Annotated in this window: 16 protein-coding genes; 15 read left to right on the forward strand and 1 reads right to left on the reverse strand. The window is 51.4% G+C overall.

Annotated features, from left to right (window positions below; genetic code table 11):
- Window positions 1-1,061 (reverse strand): cytochrome c oxidase accessory protein CcoG (gene ccoG / locus ABF287_RS08075; RefSeq protein WP_347184498.1); only part of this gene is annotated, 1,061 nt, incomplete at its 3' end.
- Window positions 1,062-1,116: 55 nt separating this feature from the next.
- On the opposite strand from ccoG, the gene ABF287_RS08080 reads away from it, so the two are divergent.
- From ABF287_RS08080 to rfbC, 15 genes are all read left to right on the forward strand, one after another.
- Window positions 1,117-1,710 (forward strand): hypothetical protein, encoded by a 594-nt coding sequence (locus ABF287_RS08080; RefSeq protein WP_347184499.1) that lies wholly within the window; start codon window positions 1,117-1,119, stop codon window positions 1,708-1,710.
- 449 nt (window positions 1,711-2,159) lie between these two features.
- The gene (locus tag ABF287_RS08085) at window positions 2,160-2,522 is read left to right on the forward strand and encodes a MarR family EPS-associated transcriptional regulator (RefSeq protein ID WP_347184500.1); all 363 of its coding nucleotides are present in this window, start codon (window positions 2,160-2,162) and stop codon (window positions 2,520-2,522) included.
- Window positions 2,523-2,536: 14 nt separating this feature from the next.
- Complete coding sequence (locus ABF287_RS08090; RefSeq protein ID WP_347184501.1) at window positions 2,537-3,553, forward strand: GDP-mannose 4,6-dehydratase; 1,017 nt, start codon at window positions 2,537-2,539, stop codon at window positions 3,551-3,553.
- Window positions 3,550-4,590: an acyltransferase gene (locus ABF287_RS08095; protein WP_347184502.1), complete on the forward strand. Its 1,041-nt coding sequence runs from the start codon at window positions 3,550-3,552 to the stop codon at window positions 4,588-4,590. The genes ABF287_RS08090 and ABF287_RS08095 overlap by 4 nt, the downstream gene beginning before the upstream one ends.
- Before the next feature lie 334 nt (window positions 4,591-4,924).
- Entirely contained in the window at window positions 4,925-6,790 is a 1,866-nt protein-coding gene (locus ABF287_RS08100) for an acyltransferase family protein (RefSeq protein WP_347184503.1), read from the forward strand.
- 2 nt (window positions 6,791-6,792) lie between these two features.
- Complete coding sequence (locus ABF287_RS08105; protein ID WP_347184504.1) at window positions 6,793-7,353, forward strand: acyltransferase; 561 nt, start codon at window positions 6,793-6,795, stop codon at window positions 7,351-7,353.
- Window positions 7,354-7,467: 114 nt separating this feature from the next.
- A complete protein-coding gene (tviB, locus tag ABF287_RS08110; protein ID WP_347184505.1) occupies window positions 7,468-8,742 on the forward strand; it encodes a Vi polysaccharide biosynthesis UDP-N-acetylglucosamine C-6 dehydrogenase TviB in 1,275 nt (424 codons plus the stop codon).
- A gap of 4 nt (window positions 8,743-8,746) precedes the next feature.
- Window positions 8,747-10,096 (forward strand): flippase, encoded by a 1,350-nt coding sequence (locus ABF287_RS08115; protein WP_347184506.1) that lies wholly within the window; start codon window positions 8,747-8,749, stop codon window positions 10,094-10,096.
- A gap of 130 nt (window positions 10,097-10,226) precedes the next feature.
- Window positions 10,227-11,345 carry a glycosyltransferase family 4 protein gene (locus ABF287_RS08120; RefSeq protein WP_347184507.1) on the forward strand — a complete coding sequence of 373 codons (1,119 nt, stop codon included), beginning with the start codon at window positions 10,227-10,229 and terminating at the stop codon, window positions 11,343-11,345.
- On the forward strand, window positions 11,342-12,556 hold the full coding sequence (locus tag ABF287_RS08125) for a glycosyltransferase (RefSeq protein WP_347184508.1): 1,215 nt from the start codon (window positions 11,342-11,344) through the stop codon (window positions 12,554-12,556). The genes ABF287_RS08120 and ABF287_RS08125 overlap by 4 nt, the downstream gene beginning before the upstream one ends.
- A 161-nt stretch (window positions 12,557-12,717) precedes the next feature.
- Window positions 12,718-13,647 (forward strand): glycosyltransferase family 4 protein, encoded by a 930-nt coding sequence (locus ABF287_RS08130; RefSeq protein WP_347184509.1) that lies wholly within the window; start codon window positions 12,718-12,720, stop codon window positions 13,645-13,647.
- Window positions 13,628-14,827, forward strand: a complete 1,200-nt coding sequence (locus tag ABF287_RS08135) for an ATP-grasp domain-containing protein (protein WP_347184510.1) — start codon at window positions 13,628-13,630, stop codon at window positions 14,825-14,827. The genes ABF287_RS08130 and ABF287_RS08135 overlap by 20 nt, the downstream gene beginning before the upstream one ends.
- A complete protein-coding gene (locus tag ABF287_RS08140; RefSeq protein ID WP_347184511.1) occupies window positions 14,824-15,819 on the forward strand; it encodes a hypothetical protein in 996 nt (331 codons plus the stop codon). The genes ABF287_RS08135 and ABF287_RS08140 overlap by 4 nt, the downstream gene beginning before the upstream one ends.
- Window positions 15,816-16,859: an EpsG family protein gene (locus tag ABF287_RS08145; protein WP_347184512.1), complete on the forward strand. Its 1,044-nt coding sequence runs from the start codon at window positions 15,816-15,818 to the stop codon at window positions 16,857-16,859. The genes ABF287_RS08140 and ABF287_RS08145 overlap by 4 nt, the downstream gene beginning before the upstream one ends.
- 47 nt (window positions 16,860-16,906) lie before the next feature.
- A complete protein-coding gene (gene rfbC, locus ABF287_RS08150) occupies window positions 16,907-17,467 on the forward strand; it encodes a dTDP-4-dehydrorhamnose 3,5-epimerase (protein WP_347184513.1) in 561 nt (186 codons plus the stop codon).
- The last annotated feature ends 1 nt before the right edge of the window (window position 17,468 follow it).

A 17,468-nucleotide genomic window follows, 5' to 3' on the forward strand; every position in this document is an offset into this window, starting at 1 on the left:
AAGACCAAGGCGAAGCCAATGCCAGACCAAAGTGCTGTGTACATCATCGTGCGCGGGCGCAAGATGTGCTTCCAAATCGGCTTCGGCGCATGCCCTGCGACTTCCAAAGGTTCATCCGTTAAGGCCATGTAATCGATCAAACCACGCGGTTTGCCGATCTTGTCCATGACCTCATCACAGGCATCAATACACAACGCGCAGGTGATGCATTCAAGCTGCTGCCCATCGCGAATATCAATGCCCACAGGGCAGACATTCACGCAGGCCATGCAATCAATGCAATCGCCCAAATTCGACGTATCCGCGCCTTTGCGGTGCTTGCCGCGCGGCTCTCCGCGCCAATGGCGATAGCCGACCACAAGCGTGTCTTCATCCATCATCGCCGCTTGAATGCGCGGCCAAGGACAGGCGTAAATACAGATCTGTTCGCGCGCAAAACCGCCAAAGAAAAACGTCGTCGCGGTCAAAACGGCCATGGTCATATAGGCCACGGGATGCGCCTGCCCTGTCAGCAAATCGCGCAGCAATGTCGGCGCATCTGTGAAGTAAAACACCCAAGCGCCGCCTGTGGCCAGGCCGATCAACAGCCAGACGACCCATTTGGTCACCCGCAAGCGGGCTTTGCGAAAATCCATCTTTTTCTGACGATGTAGACGCAGCCGCGCGTTGCGGTCGCCTTCGATCCAGCGTTCGACCAAGATATACAAATCCGTCCAAACGGTCTGCGGACAGGCATAGCCACACCAGACCCGCCCAGCAGCAGAGGTGAACAAAAACAACCCCAAGCCCGCCATGATCAAAAGACCGGCGATAAAGTAAAACTCATGCGGCCAGATTTCGATCCAAAAGAAGAAAAAGCGGCGGTTGGCCATGTCGACCAAAATGGCTTGGTCGGGCAATTTCGGCCCGCGATCAAAGCGCAACCAAGGCGAAATGTAATACACGCCGAGTGTCAGAATCATGATGATCCATTTGAGATTGCGGAATGTGCCCGACACGCGCCGCGGAAAAATCGGTTCGCGGGCTTTGTATAGCTTGGGTGTGCTGTCAGATGAGCTCATGAGAGCGGCCTTTTCGACTGTTCGCGTTTGCACCTTAATGCGCGCGAGTCGGGTCATGAGCCTTGATGTGGATCAAGCTTTTGCAAAAGATGTATCTGGGGTGTGGGTTTTTGTGTTTCCGCTTGGATATTCGCCACCACCACCGAAGTGCAAATACGATGTTTTTTTTCTGGGGATAGAGAAAGCTTGGGGTGTTCAACTGAAAGTGCCAACAATTAGAGTAAATGTTGCCATCAACGCGAACTATAGAAAGTACCGAACAATTATGCCCAAAAATAACAACGTCTATTACGAGATATTGCGCTGGGGAAATGAGCGTATCGACGAAGGCGTTAGCTTTGACGACATGCAGAATTTCTTAGAAAGTTTACCTTGTACATCCCTCACAGTAAGTCGAGCGGAAGCAGTATTTTGCGAACTATTTACGCCACTTGAGAAAGGTGGGATGACAACACACGCTATTATCGATGCCTGCCAAAGGGGGGCCAAATTTCATCTAAAAGTAGAATCTACATTCCGGTTCCTTGAGAGACAAGAACTCGAGGAAGCCAGACAGAGTTCTCGCTCAGCAATGACAATCGCAATTCTGTCCATTGTGATTGGCGCTATAGTTGGCATGGTTCAAATTTATTTAGCTACTCAGAATTAGCGGACTAGGTTTTCGACAGGCCAACGTGTCACCCAATAGACTATAGCGCAAAAACAAAAAAGCTGGCCACATCTGCGGCCAGCTTTGTTCGTTTCAACACTCGTTAGCGATGTTATTCGCCGCCACCGCGTGTGTGCACATAGATCGCTGCAGCGTTGACTTTGGCTTGGGTCAGGCGTTAGCCCCAAGCCGGCATCCCGCAGAAGCGCGCGTTTTTGGGGCTACGTTAAGGTGCTGGTGACAAAGGTGTAGGACGTTTAAGCAGGGCGCAATAAGGACCTGATGTATCGTTTACATTCGAGCATAAGCGAGAATCCCCGTATAGCTTGTTTTTAGCTTGCTCGGCTGCGTGGAGGTTGTTATCGCTCAAATTTGAACGATACGCGCGACCTTGGGCAATCAAGCATCCCGATGTCGGATACCCTTGATGAGTTTTGGAGAACAAAATTATGCGCACCAAACTCCAAGAAGACACCCATTTTCGTGTGCTGCGCTTGCTTCAAGACAATCCTGAAATGTCGCAGCGCGAATTGGCGAAAGCCGCAGGCGTCAGCGTTGGCGGGTTGCACTACGTTTTGAATGCGCTTGTCGAAAAAGGACTCGTGAAGTTGGGAAATTTCACTGCGGCCAAAGACAAGCGCCGCTACGCGTATATTTTGACGACAAAAGGAATGGCGAAAAAAGCCGCTCTTACACGCGCGTTTTTGACACGTAAAATGGAAGAATATGAGGCGCTTCGCGCAGAGATCGACGCCTTGAACGCTGAATTGGGAACGGATGCGTCCCACACCTCAGAGCTCACACTTAAATGAAAACGGAAAACAACGTGACCAAACCAAAAGTGCTCATCACCGGAACCGCCGGTTTTATCGGATTTCACCTTGCCAAACTCCTTTTGGCTGAAGGGTTTCAGGTGCACGGCTATGACGGGATGTCGGATTATTACGACGTCACTTTGAAACAGCGTCGCCATTCGATGCTGCTGCAAAATCCGAACTTCGCGGCAACCGAAGGCCAGCTCGAAGATCAGGCCACGTTCGATGCTGTGGCCGATGCATTTCAGCCTGAGGTTATCGTGCATCTCGCAGCACAAGCGGGCGTGCGCTACAGTTTGGAAAACCCCCGCGCCTATCTGGATTCAAACATCATCGGCACATTCACCGTGATGGAAGCCGCGCGCCGGTTGGAAGTGAAGCACTTGCTGATGGCCTCAACGTCGTCGGCCTATGGTGCGAACACCGAAATGCCGTTCATTGAAACCGAAAAAGCCGACACGCAGCTGACGATCTATGCGGCCACCAAAAAGGCCAATGAGAACATGGGCCACGCTTATGCGCATATCCATGACCTGCCGACCACGATGTTCCGGTTCTTCACTGTGTATGGCCCTTGGGGTCGCCCAGATTTGGCGCTCTACAAATTCGTCGATGCGATCCTAGACGGCCGCCCAATCGACATCTACAACCATGGCGACATGTACCGCGACTTCACCTATGTCGATGATCTGGTGCGTGCGATCCGCCTGCTAATTGATGTGCCCCCCGTGCGCCCCGCCGATGGTGTTGTCCCCGAAGGTGACAGCCTGTCTCCCGTGGCTCCCCACCGCGTGGTCAACATTGGCAACTCCGACAAAGTCCGACTGCTCGATTTTGTAGATGCCATCGAAGATTGCCTTGGGCAAAAAGCCGAGCGCAACTACATGGGCATGCAAACCGGCGACGTCCCCGCGACATGGGCCAACGCGGATTTGTTGAAAGAATTGACGGGCTATCGCCCACAAACTGATTTCCGCGATGGGATTTCAGAATTTGTAAAGTGGTATCGGGATTACGCTGGCAAATGACAGTTCCAGAAATCCACACTGCAGGTGAACCTGTAACAAGTAAACTAGGCACGCTAGAAGTTGGGCGTGGCTTGGCTGCTCTCGCCGTCGTGGCTCACCATGCAAGCCTTTCGAGCGATGCGTTCACTTCATCAGACTATTCGGGACTATTCGACTTTGGGAAGTATGGCGTTGACTACTTTTTTGTTTTAAGTGGCTTTATAATTTTCCATATTCACCAGAATGACCAAAGAGGGTATGACGCAGCGCGGCGCTTTCTCAGCAAGCGCATCCGGCGGATATACACGCCCTATCTGCCAATCTCATTTGCTTTGATCGCTGCCTATTTACTATTCCCTAGTCTAACTCAGGGGGATCGATCATGGGGCTGGTTTACATCACTTACATTGATGCCCTCGAACTCCCCACCCGCTCTGTCAGTGGCTTGGACTTTGACCTTCGAAATGATGTTTTACTTATTTTTCCTTACTTTTTTCGTAACTCGATTTTTTTGGCTCATTGTCCTTGTGTGGGTCATTGTGGTGCTCAGCGCCGCCATGTTCGGTGTATATGGCACGCTCTTAAATCCTTTAATGAAGACGGTGCTTGATCCGCTAATACTAGAATTTGTAGCCGGCATGGTGGCTGCACATATGTTCGGTAAGATTTCGACGTCGCGATGGTGGGTGCCACTGCTTTTGGGTTCTTTAGGGGTGGTAGCGTTTATTTTTCTACACACCCCCCATCGCGTAATTCTGGGTATAGCTTTGGCTTCGGTCGTGCTTGGTTTGGCCCTTCTTGAGCAGCGGCACTCATTGAAAATATCTAATTTATGGGCATTGCTTGGAGCATCATCCTATGCGGTTTACCTAATCCACAACCCACTACAGTCGATCATCGCACGCCTCTTTGAGACCTACGACATATGGTCCCTGACATTTGCTGCGTGCATCCTGATCAGCCTTGCTTTCGGGGTGTGTTTTCACGTTTTTTACGAACGTCCCGTGTTACGCACACTATCCCGAAATTCAGGAGCAAAGGTCGTCCCAAGTGTTTGAAAACTAGATTCTGGCTGAGTTGAGCATGAAAAAAAGTAAATCGCCGTTATCGGACTTGGCTATGTGGCACCCCTTGCGGTTGAGTTTGGGACGTCACGCTCTGTGATTGGGTTTGAAATAAATACGACCCGGAACGATGCGTTGCGCGCCAGATACGACGCGACGCACGAGGTTTCGACAGAGGAGCTGGCCGAGGCACGTGAATCAGATGATTTTGCTGCAGTATCGATCAATATAGCTACGGACCCCGTTCCGGCAGACGCCCACAAACTGATTTCAGGGATGGCATCGCGCGTTTTGTCGATTGTCCACATAAGTATTGCGGAAAATAGAGATGACGTATCGCCCCGAAATTGACGGCCTTCGTGCCGTAGCCGTACTGCCGGTGATTTTGTTCCATGCAGGGGTGTCACAGATATCAGGCGGGTACGTTGGTGTGGATGTTTTCTTTGTGATTTCAGGGTTTCTGATCACGGGGATTCTTGCTCGTGAACTCGAGGCGGGCCAGTTCTCAATTGTGGGTTTCTATGAGCGTCGTGCAAGACGAATTTTGCCAGCCTTGTTTCTGGTTCTAACGATTTCATCCTGTCTCGCATTCTTCATCATGCTCCCATACGAGTTTGCCGCTTTCGGGCGCGGGATATTGGCGGTTATTTTCTTTGCATCAAACGTTCTCTTTTGGCGCGAGAGTGGATATTTCGCTGCAAGTTCAGAGTTAAATCCGTTGCTCCATACTTGGAACCTTGCCGTAGAGGAACAATTCTACATTCTCTTCCCGTTATTCCTTTGGGCATGTTGGCGTTGGTTTCGACCTGGCATCGTTCCTCTTCTCATACTGACCTTTTTGGTTTCACTGGCGCTTGCCGAATTATTATCCTTGCGCATGCCATCGGCTAATTTCTACCTTTTACCAACAAGGGCTTGGGAGCTCTTAGCTGGATCGCTCGCAGCGCTCTATTTGATGAAAAGGTCTGCACCGAATGGCTGGCTGGCCGAGGGAATAAGCGTGATAGGCTTGGTGGCCATCATCGTTCCGATGTTCGTTTTTGACGAGGCGACGCCTTTCCCATCTGCTTGGACGATGGTGCCTGTCTTTGGGAGTGTCGCCATCATTCTCGCAGCGAGCCCTGCGACTTGGGTAGGTCGGCTGTTGGGGGTATCGCCCCTTGTCGGCGTTGGGCTGATTAGCTATTCCGCCTACCTTTGGCACCAACCACTCTTTGCGTTTGCGCGTCTTGTGGATGTTGATGGCCATCCATCACAAGGCGTGATGCTTGGGCTCGCCGTATTAGCACTCATTTTGGCGTGGCTGACGTGGCGGTTTGTAGAGCGTCCTTTCCGTGGCAAAAACGGGTTCAGCCGGCGTGGCATTTTCATGCTCTCGGGCTTTGGTGCTCTAAGCCTAGCTGGATTTGGTTTAGTGGCCGTTTTATCAAGTGGGTTGCCTCAGAGATATCCAGAAGGCCAACGAGACTGGATCACCACCGGCACGCGTGAGTATGGGGAATACGTCCGCGGCTCTTATAGGAATGTCGTCGGGGCAGACTTTTCGGAAGAACGCCCGAAGTTGATGATAGTTGGCGACAGTTTCAGCCAAGATTTTTACAATATTGTCCTTTCGGCAGGTGCATTTGAGAATTACACGATCTCCGCAATTGATGTGCCTGCGGTATGCCAGCTGCACTATGCCCAGTCAGCATCTTTCGTTACTGAAAACACAGCACCTGAAAATCGGCAGTTTTGCGAAAACAGATCCCTCAAGGCAACACAAGTAGCTAAGATGCATCAGGCCGATGTTGTCATCTTTTCGGCTAGATGGCAGCCTTGGGCCGCCGATTTATTTGCAGAGTCTCTCGAAGCTATGGAGCTCACCGCAGACGTTTATGTCGTTGGATCCAAGAGTTTTCAACCTAACCGTCGGTTCGTGCTAGATTTTGAGTCTTCAAATTTCGAAACTGCGCGGGTGAAACCGGAAGATAGTGTTGTTGACAGCACGCGCATACTGTCATCGAGCTTACCAAACTCAATGTTCGTTGATACTATGAAAATCATGTGCGGGAATGGGTGCCCTATCTTTACTGAGAATGGGTCTTTAATTTCTTATGACGGGTTGCACCTTACACCGGAGGGAGCAGCTTACATGGGTGATCTTGTATTTGGCGCCCCGCCACTTTCCGCCTTTATTCAAGGAACGCCGTAATCATGCATGTGTTGTTTCGTATTTGGGGCCGGTTTTTACGCTGGCACGAACGCATGGCCGGCGCCGCAAGCTTGTGCGGCGCGACGCGTGTGACGCGTGGGAAAGGTGTTCGGGCAGGCTATGGCTTACGTGCACGGGCTGTCATGGACGGGCAAATCCAAATTGGTTCGCAAACTGTCTTTGATCGTTGGGTCGACCTATTTGCGCGCGACTGCACTTTGCAGATTGGTGAAGATTGTTACTTTGGCAAGGGCTGCGTAATTGTCGCGCGCGCTGGAATTGTGATCGGAAACGGTTGTCAAATTGCAGAACACGTCACCATCCGTGATCAAGATCATAGGATGACACCCGACACGGTGATCCGAGAAAGTGGGTTTGAGGCAACTCCAATCGATATTGGCGAGAACGTCTGGATCGGAGCTGGGGCTGTCATCACCCGTGGCGTGACGATCGGCAGTGGCGCCGTCATTGGTGCCGGTGCGGTCGTAACGCAGGACGTGGCGCCAGGCATACGGGTTGGAGGCGTTCCCGCCCGACCTCTCACGCAACAGCGAGGGCCATAATGAACAACGCCTTTCGCTCTTATATCGAGATAGCCTTGGCTCTATAAACACCTAAGCCAATAACAAACCAACCGATCAATACTCTTCTATTTTATCAACTCTAAGGTTAGTACCATGTCCTCTAATGTATCCCCTATCGCAGTTATCGGGCTAGGCTATGTCGGCTTTCCGCTTGCTGTGGAATTTGGCAAAAAACGCCCCGTTATCGGCTTTGACACCAATGCAGGGCGCATCGCTGAGCTCCAAAGTGGCTATGACAACACACTTGAGGTAGAGGCCGAAGAAATGGCCGAAGCAAAGCAGCTGACCTACACCACCGAAATCGAAGCCCTGCGCGCGGCCACGATTTTCATTGTGACCGTGCCCACACCCATTGATGCGCGCAAGCAACCTGATCTGACGCCTCTGCACAAAGCTTCAAAGACCGTGGGCCAAGTCCTGAAGGCTGGGGATATCGTGATTTATGAAAGCACTGTCTATCCTGGGGCTACAGAAGAAGAATGTGTGCCAATACTCGAAGCGGTCTCTGGACTGACTTACAACGAAGATTTTTTCTGTGGCTACAGTCCAGAACGGATCAATCCAGGCGACAAATTGCATCGATTGCCAAACATCAAGAAGGTGACCTCTGGCTCCACGCCACAAGTTGCCGACCGTGTCACCGCTCTTTACGACGAAATCATCACTGCTGGCACGTTTCAAGCCCAAAGCATAAGTGTTGCCGAAGCCGCCAAAGTGATCGAAAATACACAGCGCGATCTCAATATCGCCCTCGTCAACGAGCTGGCTAAGATCTTCAATCGCATTGGCCTCGACACTGAAGCGGTGCTTGAAGCCGCAGGCACTAAGTGGAATTTCTTGCCGTTCCGGCCGGGCCTTGTGGGGGGGCACTGCATCGGTGTTGATCCTTATTATCTTACCTATAAAGCGCAAGCGATTGGGTACCATCCAGAGGTGATCTTGTCAGGTCGACGCATCAATGATGGGATGGGTGCCTATGTCGCAGGGCAATTGGTGAAGGCGATGCTTAAGCGGCAGTTGCAGGTGAACGGAGCGCGCGTTTTGGTAATGGGGCTAACATTCAAGGAAAACTGCCCAGACCTGCGTAACACGCGCGTGGTAGATGTGGTGGCCGAATTGGGCACATACGGAATAGATGTGGATGTCCATGATCCTTGGGCGAAACCCGAAGAAGCGCGATCTGAATATGGGATTGATCTTGTAGATGTGCCGCAAAATGAGGTCTATGACGCCATCATCATAGCGGTGTCCCATGATCAATTCCGCGCAGCCGAGGTTTCAGGTATACGGGCCTTTGGTAAGAAAAATCATGTGCTTTATGATCTTAAAAATGTTTTCACACTCGAAGACAGCGATTTGAGGCTCTGACTGTATGTCCAAGTCCAACTCGACACCCAACAAGCGAAAAAGCGGATTACGTGCTCAACTCCTTCACAGTGGCGTAGCCGCCATCGCGGTGCGGGCAGGGGCAATGATCGCGGGGCTCATAGCATCTGTGACGCTAACACGGGTGCTTGGCCCTGAAAACTACGGCGTCTATGCTTTTGTTTTTTCGATCATCACTCTGTTAGGTATCCCTGTAAAGATGGGCCTGCCGACACTTATTCTACGCGAGACGGCTCGGGCCGACCAAGCTGGTGACGGCGCGCTTATGATTGGCGTTTGGCGCTGGTCTAACCGAATGATGTCTATGATGGCGGGGGGCGTTCTCGTGCTCGGCTGGGTTTTCTTGTTGGTGTTTCTGGATACAGATACTCCGCGCACGATTGCGTTGTTCTGGGGGTTGCTGCTTGTTCCTCTTATTGGTTGGACCGAGGCACATGCTGCTGCGCTTCGGGGGCTACGGCATGTGGCATTGGGAACGTTTCCCGACAAGATAGCTCGCCCAATTTTGTTAACGATTGTGGTCGTTCTGCTAACCCTGTGGCATGTAAAGATCAACGCTGCGCAAATTTACATGATCCACGCTGGGGTCGCCGTGGGAACACTTGTTGCGACCAATTTAGTCTTGCGTGCAGTACGCCCTTACCAAGCAAAACAAGAAACTCCACGAACCCATCCGCGCGATTGGCGCAGAGCCATTATACCCTTAGCAGCCATAGCAGGGCTCAATGTGATTAGTCACAATACAGATATATTGATGCTCGGAACATTGGCCGGCGATAAAGATGTGGGGCTTTACCGTGTAGCCCTTTCGGGAGCCAATGTGGTAACGTTCGGCCTTGCAACTGCAAATTTGGTGCTGCAACCCTACTTTGCACGGGCGTGGGGTGCGCGAGACCATTCACAACTGCAGAAGCTGGCTGCAGCTGGCGCGCGTGTTTCACTTGCTGCAACACTTCCAGTGCTGGCGTTGTTTTGGCTGAGTGGCCCTGAACTTCTGGAATGGATCTTTGGGCAAAGCTATAGCGACGCATTCTGGCCGCTGATTTTGCTGTGCTTTGGGCACACTGTGAGTGCATTTTTTGGGTCTGTGGGCAATCTATTGACTATGTCTGGACGAGAATGGATCGCGCTGAGTGGTTTGGCAATCTCGACATTGGTGAATGTCGTGCTCAATTGGGTGCTGATCCCTCTTTATGGGATAGAGGGGGCCGCCATCGCCACAGCCATATCAGTCATGGTCTGGAACTTAGTCCTTTGGGTTGCAGCCTTGATAATCATGCGCATAGACACCAGTGCAATTGGGCTGCGTCGAAACGCACCGGAGGGCGCGAAATGAATGAACATTTATCGTGGGCCAATCTCTTCAGCATTGGGGCTTTTGTGCTTGGCAAAAACACTGTGCATCCATCGAACTTTGTGTACAGAGCTCGTGTTTCATAGCGCCATGATGAGAGGAACACTTCACAGTGTCGCCAAATTTTAAAGTTTTGCATGTCATTGAAACACTAGGGCGCGGTGGGGCAGAACAGGTTCTGCTGACGATGTTGCCTGAACTGGTGCGCCAAGGCGTGGCGGCCGAAGTGGCCGTACAACGAGCTCCGTTGGATTTGGCTGCGGATTTGCGTTCTTTGGGAATTCCCGTACATGTCCTGCCAAAACGCCATAAGTGGGCACTTTGGGGCGCCGCGCGGGACCTAACCCGCCTTGCTCAGGAGCGGGAGGTGCAAGTCATACATGCCCATCTTTACTTCCCCACGATCATTGCAGGGTTGGCGCGCTGGAGTAAACTGTTTGGCGGCACAACTTTCGCGAGCTTCCACAACCTGGCCTATAGCGGGGCCAATGCGAAAGGGTTCAAGCTTGCAGTTAGGCGGGTTTTAGCGGCGGCTATAGTCCGCCACGGAATTGACCAACCCCAGGCAGTCAGCCAAGCAAGCGCTAACCACTTTGCGGAGACGTATGGATTGGAAAACGTGGCTGTGGTTCACAACGCAATAGATCTGGAAAAAATCAAGGCACCAGATGCAGATGCGCCTGACAAGAACTCTGCCGCCATTGTACTTCCGGGGAGGCTCGTGCCTGAAAAGGGTCATCTTGATTTGATCGCTGCGCTGCGACTGCTCAAAAATTCTTACTCCGAAGTGATTTTCGCCGGAGATGGGCCGTTGCGCATGCGACTTGAGGAAGAAATTAGAGCCGCAGGATTGCCTATCCGAATTACCGGCCAGTTGGAACACTCTGAGATGTTGGCGACTATGGCAGCCGCACGGCTTGTGGTCATTCCCTCTCGTTATGAAGGCTTCGGTCTCACAGCACTGGAAGCCTTGGCCTTAGGTCGGCCTGTGGTCGCTTCGACTGCAGGTGGGTTGCCAGAGGTGCTGGGAGACCTTGGCCAGCAAGTTTCTCCTGGGGTTCCTTATGCTTTGGCAGAGGCCTTGGATGCCGCTCTCATCGACCACGAATGGGCCCATGCGCAAGAAACTGCTGGTCCGGTACGCGCCGAAAAATTTGCGGCGTCTGCCATTGCGGCCCATCAGATCTCACTTTACAGAAAGACACACGTTTTAAGGAAGCGCAGTAAATGACATCGGTCCTATACATTTCCTACACTGGATTGTTGGATCCGTTAGGTCAAAGTCAGGTGCTCCAATATGTACTTGCCTTAAGTCGACGCGGCCATCGGATGACCGTGCTAAGCTTTGAAAAACCCGATGCGTTGAATGACGAAGTCCGCGTCGCGGCCATGCAAGCACAGTGTGCTGCGGCGGGCGTCGATTGGCGTCCACGCGTGTGGCACAACAAGCCGATTGGGATTCTGGCAACGCTTTACGATTTGGCATCTGGCTGCAGGCACGGCACCAAGATCGCGCGCGAAGTGGGGGTTCAAGTCATTCATTGCCGCAGCTATATAGCGGGCCTCATGGGGCTTCGAATTAAGCGTGCCACTGGGGCCAAGTTTGTTTTTGATATGCGTGGGTTTTGGCCTGATGAGCGTGTAGATGGCGGAATTTGGACGGCCTCAAGTTTGATTTACAAAGTTTTCAAACGTGTTGAGCGCTTACTTCTTTTGCAATCTGATCACGTTATTTCACTGACCAAGGCCGGCGTTCGTGAATACGAATCCTTTCCGTATTTAGAGAACCAAAAGCCCAAATCCACGGTCATTCCCACGTGCACCAATCTTGACCTGTTTCAGGTGCAAGATGCTCCCGATGACGGTTTTACTTTGGGGTATGTGGGCTCTGTTGGCAGCTGGTACTTATTTTCTGACGTGGCCAAAGTTGTTGCACGTGCTTTTGAGATTCGGTCCGACATACGCTTTTTGGTGGTTACCAAAGGCAGCCATGATCTTGTGCGGTCTACTTTGCGCGACGCGGGTGTTGATCTCGATCGGGTCGAGCTGCGCAGCGTGAATTTCTCTGAAATGGGTGGCCAGATTGCGCGTATGGATGCTGGGGTGTTTTTCATTAAACCTGCATGGTCAAAACGCGCGTCTTGCCCTACCCGCATGGGCGAATTCTTGGCATGCGGGAAGCCCATGTTAACCAATGACGGTGTGGGCGATGTCGCTGAGGATCTGGATCAAACTGGTACAGGAATTGCGCTGCCCGCTGTCGGGCTCACAGGTGTCGATTTTACGGATCTAGACACCGCATTGGCTCAACTTTTCGACATGACCACGGATCCAGAAATGGTTGCTCGTTGTCGTACGGCTGCCGAAACACGATTTTCTTTGGAGGCAGGTGTGCAAGCCTATTCCAACGTTTATGACCAATTGGCGAGCGATCGCGCATGACCCGTGTTTTATTCCTTACACGTTATCCCATAGAAGGGGCCTCCAGCCGCTATCGCGTGTTTCAGTATCTCCCTCACCTTGAGGCTCTTGGTGTAGAGGCCGACGTTCAAAGCTTCATGGATACGCCTATGTATGAGCTTTCGTTGAGTTCAGGGAAAACTATGAGCAAAATTTGGGCAACGCTTTGTGCGACAACGCGACGGCTTTGGGCTCTGCGCAACTGGAAGAGCTATGACGTTATTTACTTGCAGCGAGAGCTATTGCCCTTTGGTGGGCCCGTCATTGAACGGTGGCTAAAACGCCGAGGGGCAGTGTTGTTTTTCGATTACGACGATGCATTGTTTATCAAGAAAGCGTCACGCTACAATAAGATTGCCACGTTGCTTAGATCCGGAGATAAAGCCCTCCAGTTGTTTAGGGTGGCCAACTGTGTGGTGGCAGGCAACAACTGGTTGCGCGACGCCGCGATCAGTGCGGGCGCCAATCAGGCCGTGACGTTGGAAGTGGCTGAAGACACCGCACGAATTGCGATGCACGCGCCCCACACAAATGACGCGCCAGTCACCATTGGTTGGCTCGGCTCTCCATCAACAGTCAAGTACTTGCGCGTCATCGAACCCATGCTTCAGGAAATCGCTCAGACTTACCCAAATGTTCAATGGGAGATCATGGGGGGAAATGACTTTGCGATGGAAGGCGTTGACTGGAAGCTCTGCGATTGGTCCCTTGATGAGGAACTTAAGGCGCTGGCGCGGTTTGATATAGGTTTGATGCCGCTTCCGCTTGAAGATTGGGCCAAAGGTAAATCAGGCGGCAAAGCACGCACCTATATGGCCGCAGGAATTGTCCCAGTGGTCACCGCAATTGGCTATAATCTTGAACTCGTACGCAATGGCGAAACGGGTTACCTTTGCACCTCCTTGGACGACTGGCACGCGGCGCTGACCCAATTGATCGAAGACGCCAATTTACGCCAAACACTCGCCACCGCCGCCAGGGCAGAGATCGAAACGCGATTTGATCCTGCTACGATAGCCGCCAGTATGGCGCAGCTTTTCACGGAGGCTGTCGATGATACCAAAGCAAATTGATGTTATCGTTTTGGGGTTATCGCCTACAGGGCTTTATGCCGTTCGGGAGGCCGCACGCGCAGGATACAAGGTACTGGGGGTGGGTGCCCCACGCGCGCCAGGTGCGTGGTCACGCTATCTGGCGGAAAGTGTCGTAGCACAGACAGCCAAAGCACGCGTGGATGCAATCATCACACGCTTTCCTGCCGGTGCAGAGACCAAGCCAGTCTTGATCGTGACCTCAGATCAAGATCTCGAAGTCGTAATGGCCCAAGCAGACACCCTTTCAACCCGTGTCCACTTGCAAAAATCCTATCAAGATGGGTTAGCCGCTCAAATCCTAGACAAGGATATGTTTTACCAGATCTGTGACGCCAATGACGTACTTTTCCCAAAGCTGTGGGCAACCTCTGTGGAGGATGCGAAGTCGTATCGTGACCAAATCAGCTATCCCTGCATGGTCAAACCCGCTCGCATTCAAGATGTGAAACACCTGATGGGGGGAACAAAGGGTTGGGTTTTGAAAAGCCCTCTCGATTTTGATAAGGTTTTGCCAAGAATTCCTGTAGAGGCGGGCACGTTACTGATGCAAGAGATCGTCCCCGGCCCCGAGAGCAACATCACGCTCTGGTGTGGGTTTATTGATCAAACAGGTACGGTGCGTCAGCGTTTAACCGCTCGAAAATTACGTCAATATCCTTCGGGATTTGGTTCGGCATCTTTGGTACAAAGCGAAGTTTGCGAAAAAACAGCCGAAGCTGCCGAACGCTTGCTAACTAAACTGGGGTATTGCGGCATTGCAGCTGCAGAGTTTAAGACCCATCCCGACACAAATGAGTTGCAAATTATAGAGGTAAACCCCCGTCCCTCGCTTTGGTTTGCTCTTTCAAGTGCTGCCGGCGTTCCATTGGTTGAGACGGCCATAGCTGAAGCCACAGGCGCAAAATTACCGCCTATGAGAGAACAACGTAACGGGGTACGTTGGCGCTACGTGCTCAAGGACATGGCATCCAAACTTTTTTATGCGCGTGCCAAAAACTTTGTCTTGCCCGCACCGAATGTCAAACGAGCCGGCCCGGTTCGCGCAAGATCAGATGTTGTTGGCGCTTGGACCGACCCGATGCCCGTTTTTGGAGACATGTTAGGATTAACTCGAAAGGTCGTTGAAAGAACTGCCGAGAAGCTAGGATTCAAAAAGTGAGTGGAGCTTTTGTAATTTCTCTCGATTTTGAGCTCATGTGGGGCGTTCGAGACCATCGGAGTATTCGCGACTACGGCGATGCTATTCTAGGTGGCCGTGACGCCATTCCAGAAATACTTTCTCGGTTTGAGAAAGCTGGCATTAACGCAACTTGGGCAACGGTTGGACTGCTTTTTGCAGAAAATCGCGAAGAGATGTTGGAGTTTGCGCCTAAAATCCGTCCCAATTATGAAAATGCAGAACTTTCTCCATATGTCTCTATAGAATCGAAACAAATTGGGCGAAACGAAAGAGAAGACCCGCTCCACTTTGGCCTTTCCTTGATAGAGAGAATTTCCGACACCCCTGGTCAAGAAATCGCGACACATACTTACAGCCACTATTATTGCCTTGAGCAAGGGCAGGCCATTGAGTCGTTCGAGGCGGACCTTCGCGCTTCGGTCGAGATTGGCAATGCGAAAGGGTATGCAGTGCAAAGTTTGGTTTTTCCACGAAATCAAACGAATTATCCACTTGCCATTAAAGCAGCGGATTTGGGTATTGATATTTATAGAGGAGAAGACGACGGCTGGCTTCGCAAACCACGTTCTGGAGCTCAAACGACGCAGCTTTTCCGTCTTGTGCGCTTTCTGGATGACGCGCTTCCCGTTGCGCCTTCCAAAACGACAAATGCGAAACAGAACGGCCCCGCAATTGACATCCCTGCCACACAATTTTTGCGACCTTGGTCAAAAAGACTGAGCTTATACAACAAGTTGCACATTCGAAAAATACAAGCCGAAATGATCGCAGCGGCCAAAACGGGCGGCTTATATCACTTGTGGTGGCATCCACATAATTTTGGGCGGAATACCGATATTAATCTCGCTCAACTCGATGCGATTTTAAAAACGTATATCCATTGCCGTGACGAATATGGAATGGAGAGCCACAGTATGCAAAGTCTGGCACTAAAATTGCGCTCATCGACGACGGAGAAAACCGCACAGTGATCGTTTACCTGGGCATATACGCGTCGCTATGCTTGGCTTCTATTGCGGTACCTAGACAGTACAGCACATTTCTACTTTTGATTGCGGGGACATTCCTCATTTGGTTTATGGGGTTTAGATACGAAGTCGGTTGTGACTATTATGGATATGTTAATCGGTGGGAGAATTTCACACCACTAACGAATCTAAGCGGCATATTCAGCCAATCAGAAATAGGATTTGCGCTACTGATTGGCTCAGTAAGAGCGTTCGGACTTGGGTACACGTGGCTCAATGTTTCCGCATCCATCATACTGGTTTTTTGCTACATAGCTTTTGCGAGAAAGCACCGCTATGGCCCCCTCATTTTGGCGCTACTTTTCCCCGTGATCATCACCCAATTGGGAATGTCTGGCCTTAGGCAAGCCATTGCTGGTGGTTTTCTAATGCTTGCGTTTAATGCAATCATGTTCCGGCAAAAAGGATGGGCTGCCGTATGGATTCTGATTGGAATGCAATTTCATACGTCAGCCGTGGTGTTTTTGCCGTTAGCGCTTTTGGCTGGGCGAGAAGTGAACACTATACGACTGACTGCGGCACTTGCAGTTGTAGGGCCTGTTGCCGCGATATTTCTGGCGGACCGCATGGACGTCTACAATGATCGGTATATTGCGCAAATCTATGGCACACAAAGCTCAGGCGGCGCCATTTTCAGATATGCCCTCATAGCACTGCCCGTTCCATTTTTCGTTTGGTACAGAAAACAAGTGAGTGACAAGTTTCCAGACGTTTATCCTATGTTGAAATTGATGGCGATTATGATTGTGTCATTGGCACCCTTGGTAGTTTTCTCGTCAATTGCACTTCATCGATTCAACTATTACGTTATGCCTGGTTCAATATTACTTTGTGTTTACGTTGGAACCGTCATTTTCAAAAAGACGTACACTGGGCAATTGTTGGCACTCCTTATGTATGGAGTGTACTCCCTCGTTTGGTTGCTCACATCCCAACATGCGCATGCTTGCTATCTACCTTATCAAAACACTTGGCTCATGTAAGAATGGTAACGTCTCGGACAATGCTGTGTATTTGAAGGATTTAGAAATTGAAGAGTGAATTAACTTCCCTGTCAGGTGTTGTTCTACTGACCCCTCGTCGCTTTGGGGATCACCGCGGCTTCTTTGCAGAAACATACAGTCACCGTGCCTATTCAGAAGTCGGTATCGACATCAACTTTGTGCAAGACAACCACTCTCTTTCAAGCGAAGTGGGCACAGTCAGAGGTTTGCACTTTCAGGCGCCACCTGCCGCACAAGCGAAGCTGGTGCGCTGTGGGCGGGGTGCGATTTTTGACGTTGCAGTCGACATTCGGAAGGGCAGTCCCACCTATGGGCAGTGGGTAGGGTATGAGCTGAGTGCAGACAATGGAGCGCAGTTATTTATTCCCGCGGGGTTCGCGCATGGGTTCGCCACGCTCAAGCCTGACAGCGAGATTGTCTATAAATGCTCTGATTATTACGCGCCCCAGACTGAGGGTGCCGTGCGATGGGACGATCCTGCCATCGGCATAGACTGGCCTCTCTCCTGCGACCCCATCCTCAGTGATAAAGACGCGGTGGCCCCGCTGCTGTCCGCGTTTGAAAGCCCGTTCCTTTATGAAGAGTAGA

The organism is Pacificibacter sp., from assembly GCF_039769035.1.
GTDB lineage: Bacteria > Pseudomonadota > Alphaproteobacteria > Rhodobacterales > Rhodobacteraceae > Celeribacter.

Coding starts and splice junctions, on each gene's coding strand:
- ABF287_RS08080 (WP_347184499.1), top strand. CDS start 1,117: ATGAGCCTTGATGTGGATCAAGCTTTTGCAAAAGATGTATCTGGGGTG.
- ABF287_RS08085 (WP_347184500.1), top strand. CDS start 2,160: ATGCGCACCAAACTCCAAGAAGACACCCATTTTCGTGTGCTGCGCTTG.
- ABF287_RS08095 (WP_347184502.1), top strand. CDS start 3,550: ATGACAGTTCCAGAAATCCACACTGCAGGTGAACCTGTAACAAGTAAA.
- ABF287_RS08100 (WP_347184503.1), top strand. CDS start 4,925: ATGACGTATCGCCCCGAAATTGACGGCCTTCGTGCCGTAGCCGTACTG.
- ABF287_RS08105 (WP_347184504.1), top strand. CDS start 6,793: ATGCATGTGTTGTTTCGTATTTGGGGCCGGTTTTTACGCTGGCACGAA.
- tviB (WP_347184505.1), top strand. CDS start 7,468: ATGTCCTCTAATGTATCCCCTATCGCAGTTATCGGGCTAGGCTATGTC.
- ABF287_RS08115 (WP_347184506.1), top strand. CDS start 8,747: ATGTCCAAGTCCAACTCGACACCCAACAAGCGAAAAAGCGGATTACGT.
- ABF287_RS08125 (WP_347184508.1), top strand. CDS start 11,342: ATGACATCGGTCCTATACATTTCCTACACTGGATTGTTGGATCCGTTA.
- ABF287_RS08130 (WP_347184509.1), top strand. CDS start 12,718: ATGAGCAAAATTTGGGCAACGCTTTGTGCGACAACGCGACGGCTTTGG.
- ABF287_RS08135 (WP_347184510.1), top strand. CDS start 13,628: ATGATACCAAAGCAAATTGATGTTATCGTTTTGGGGTTATCGCCTACA.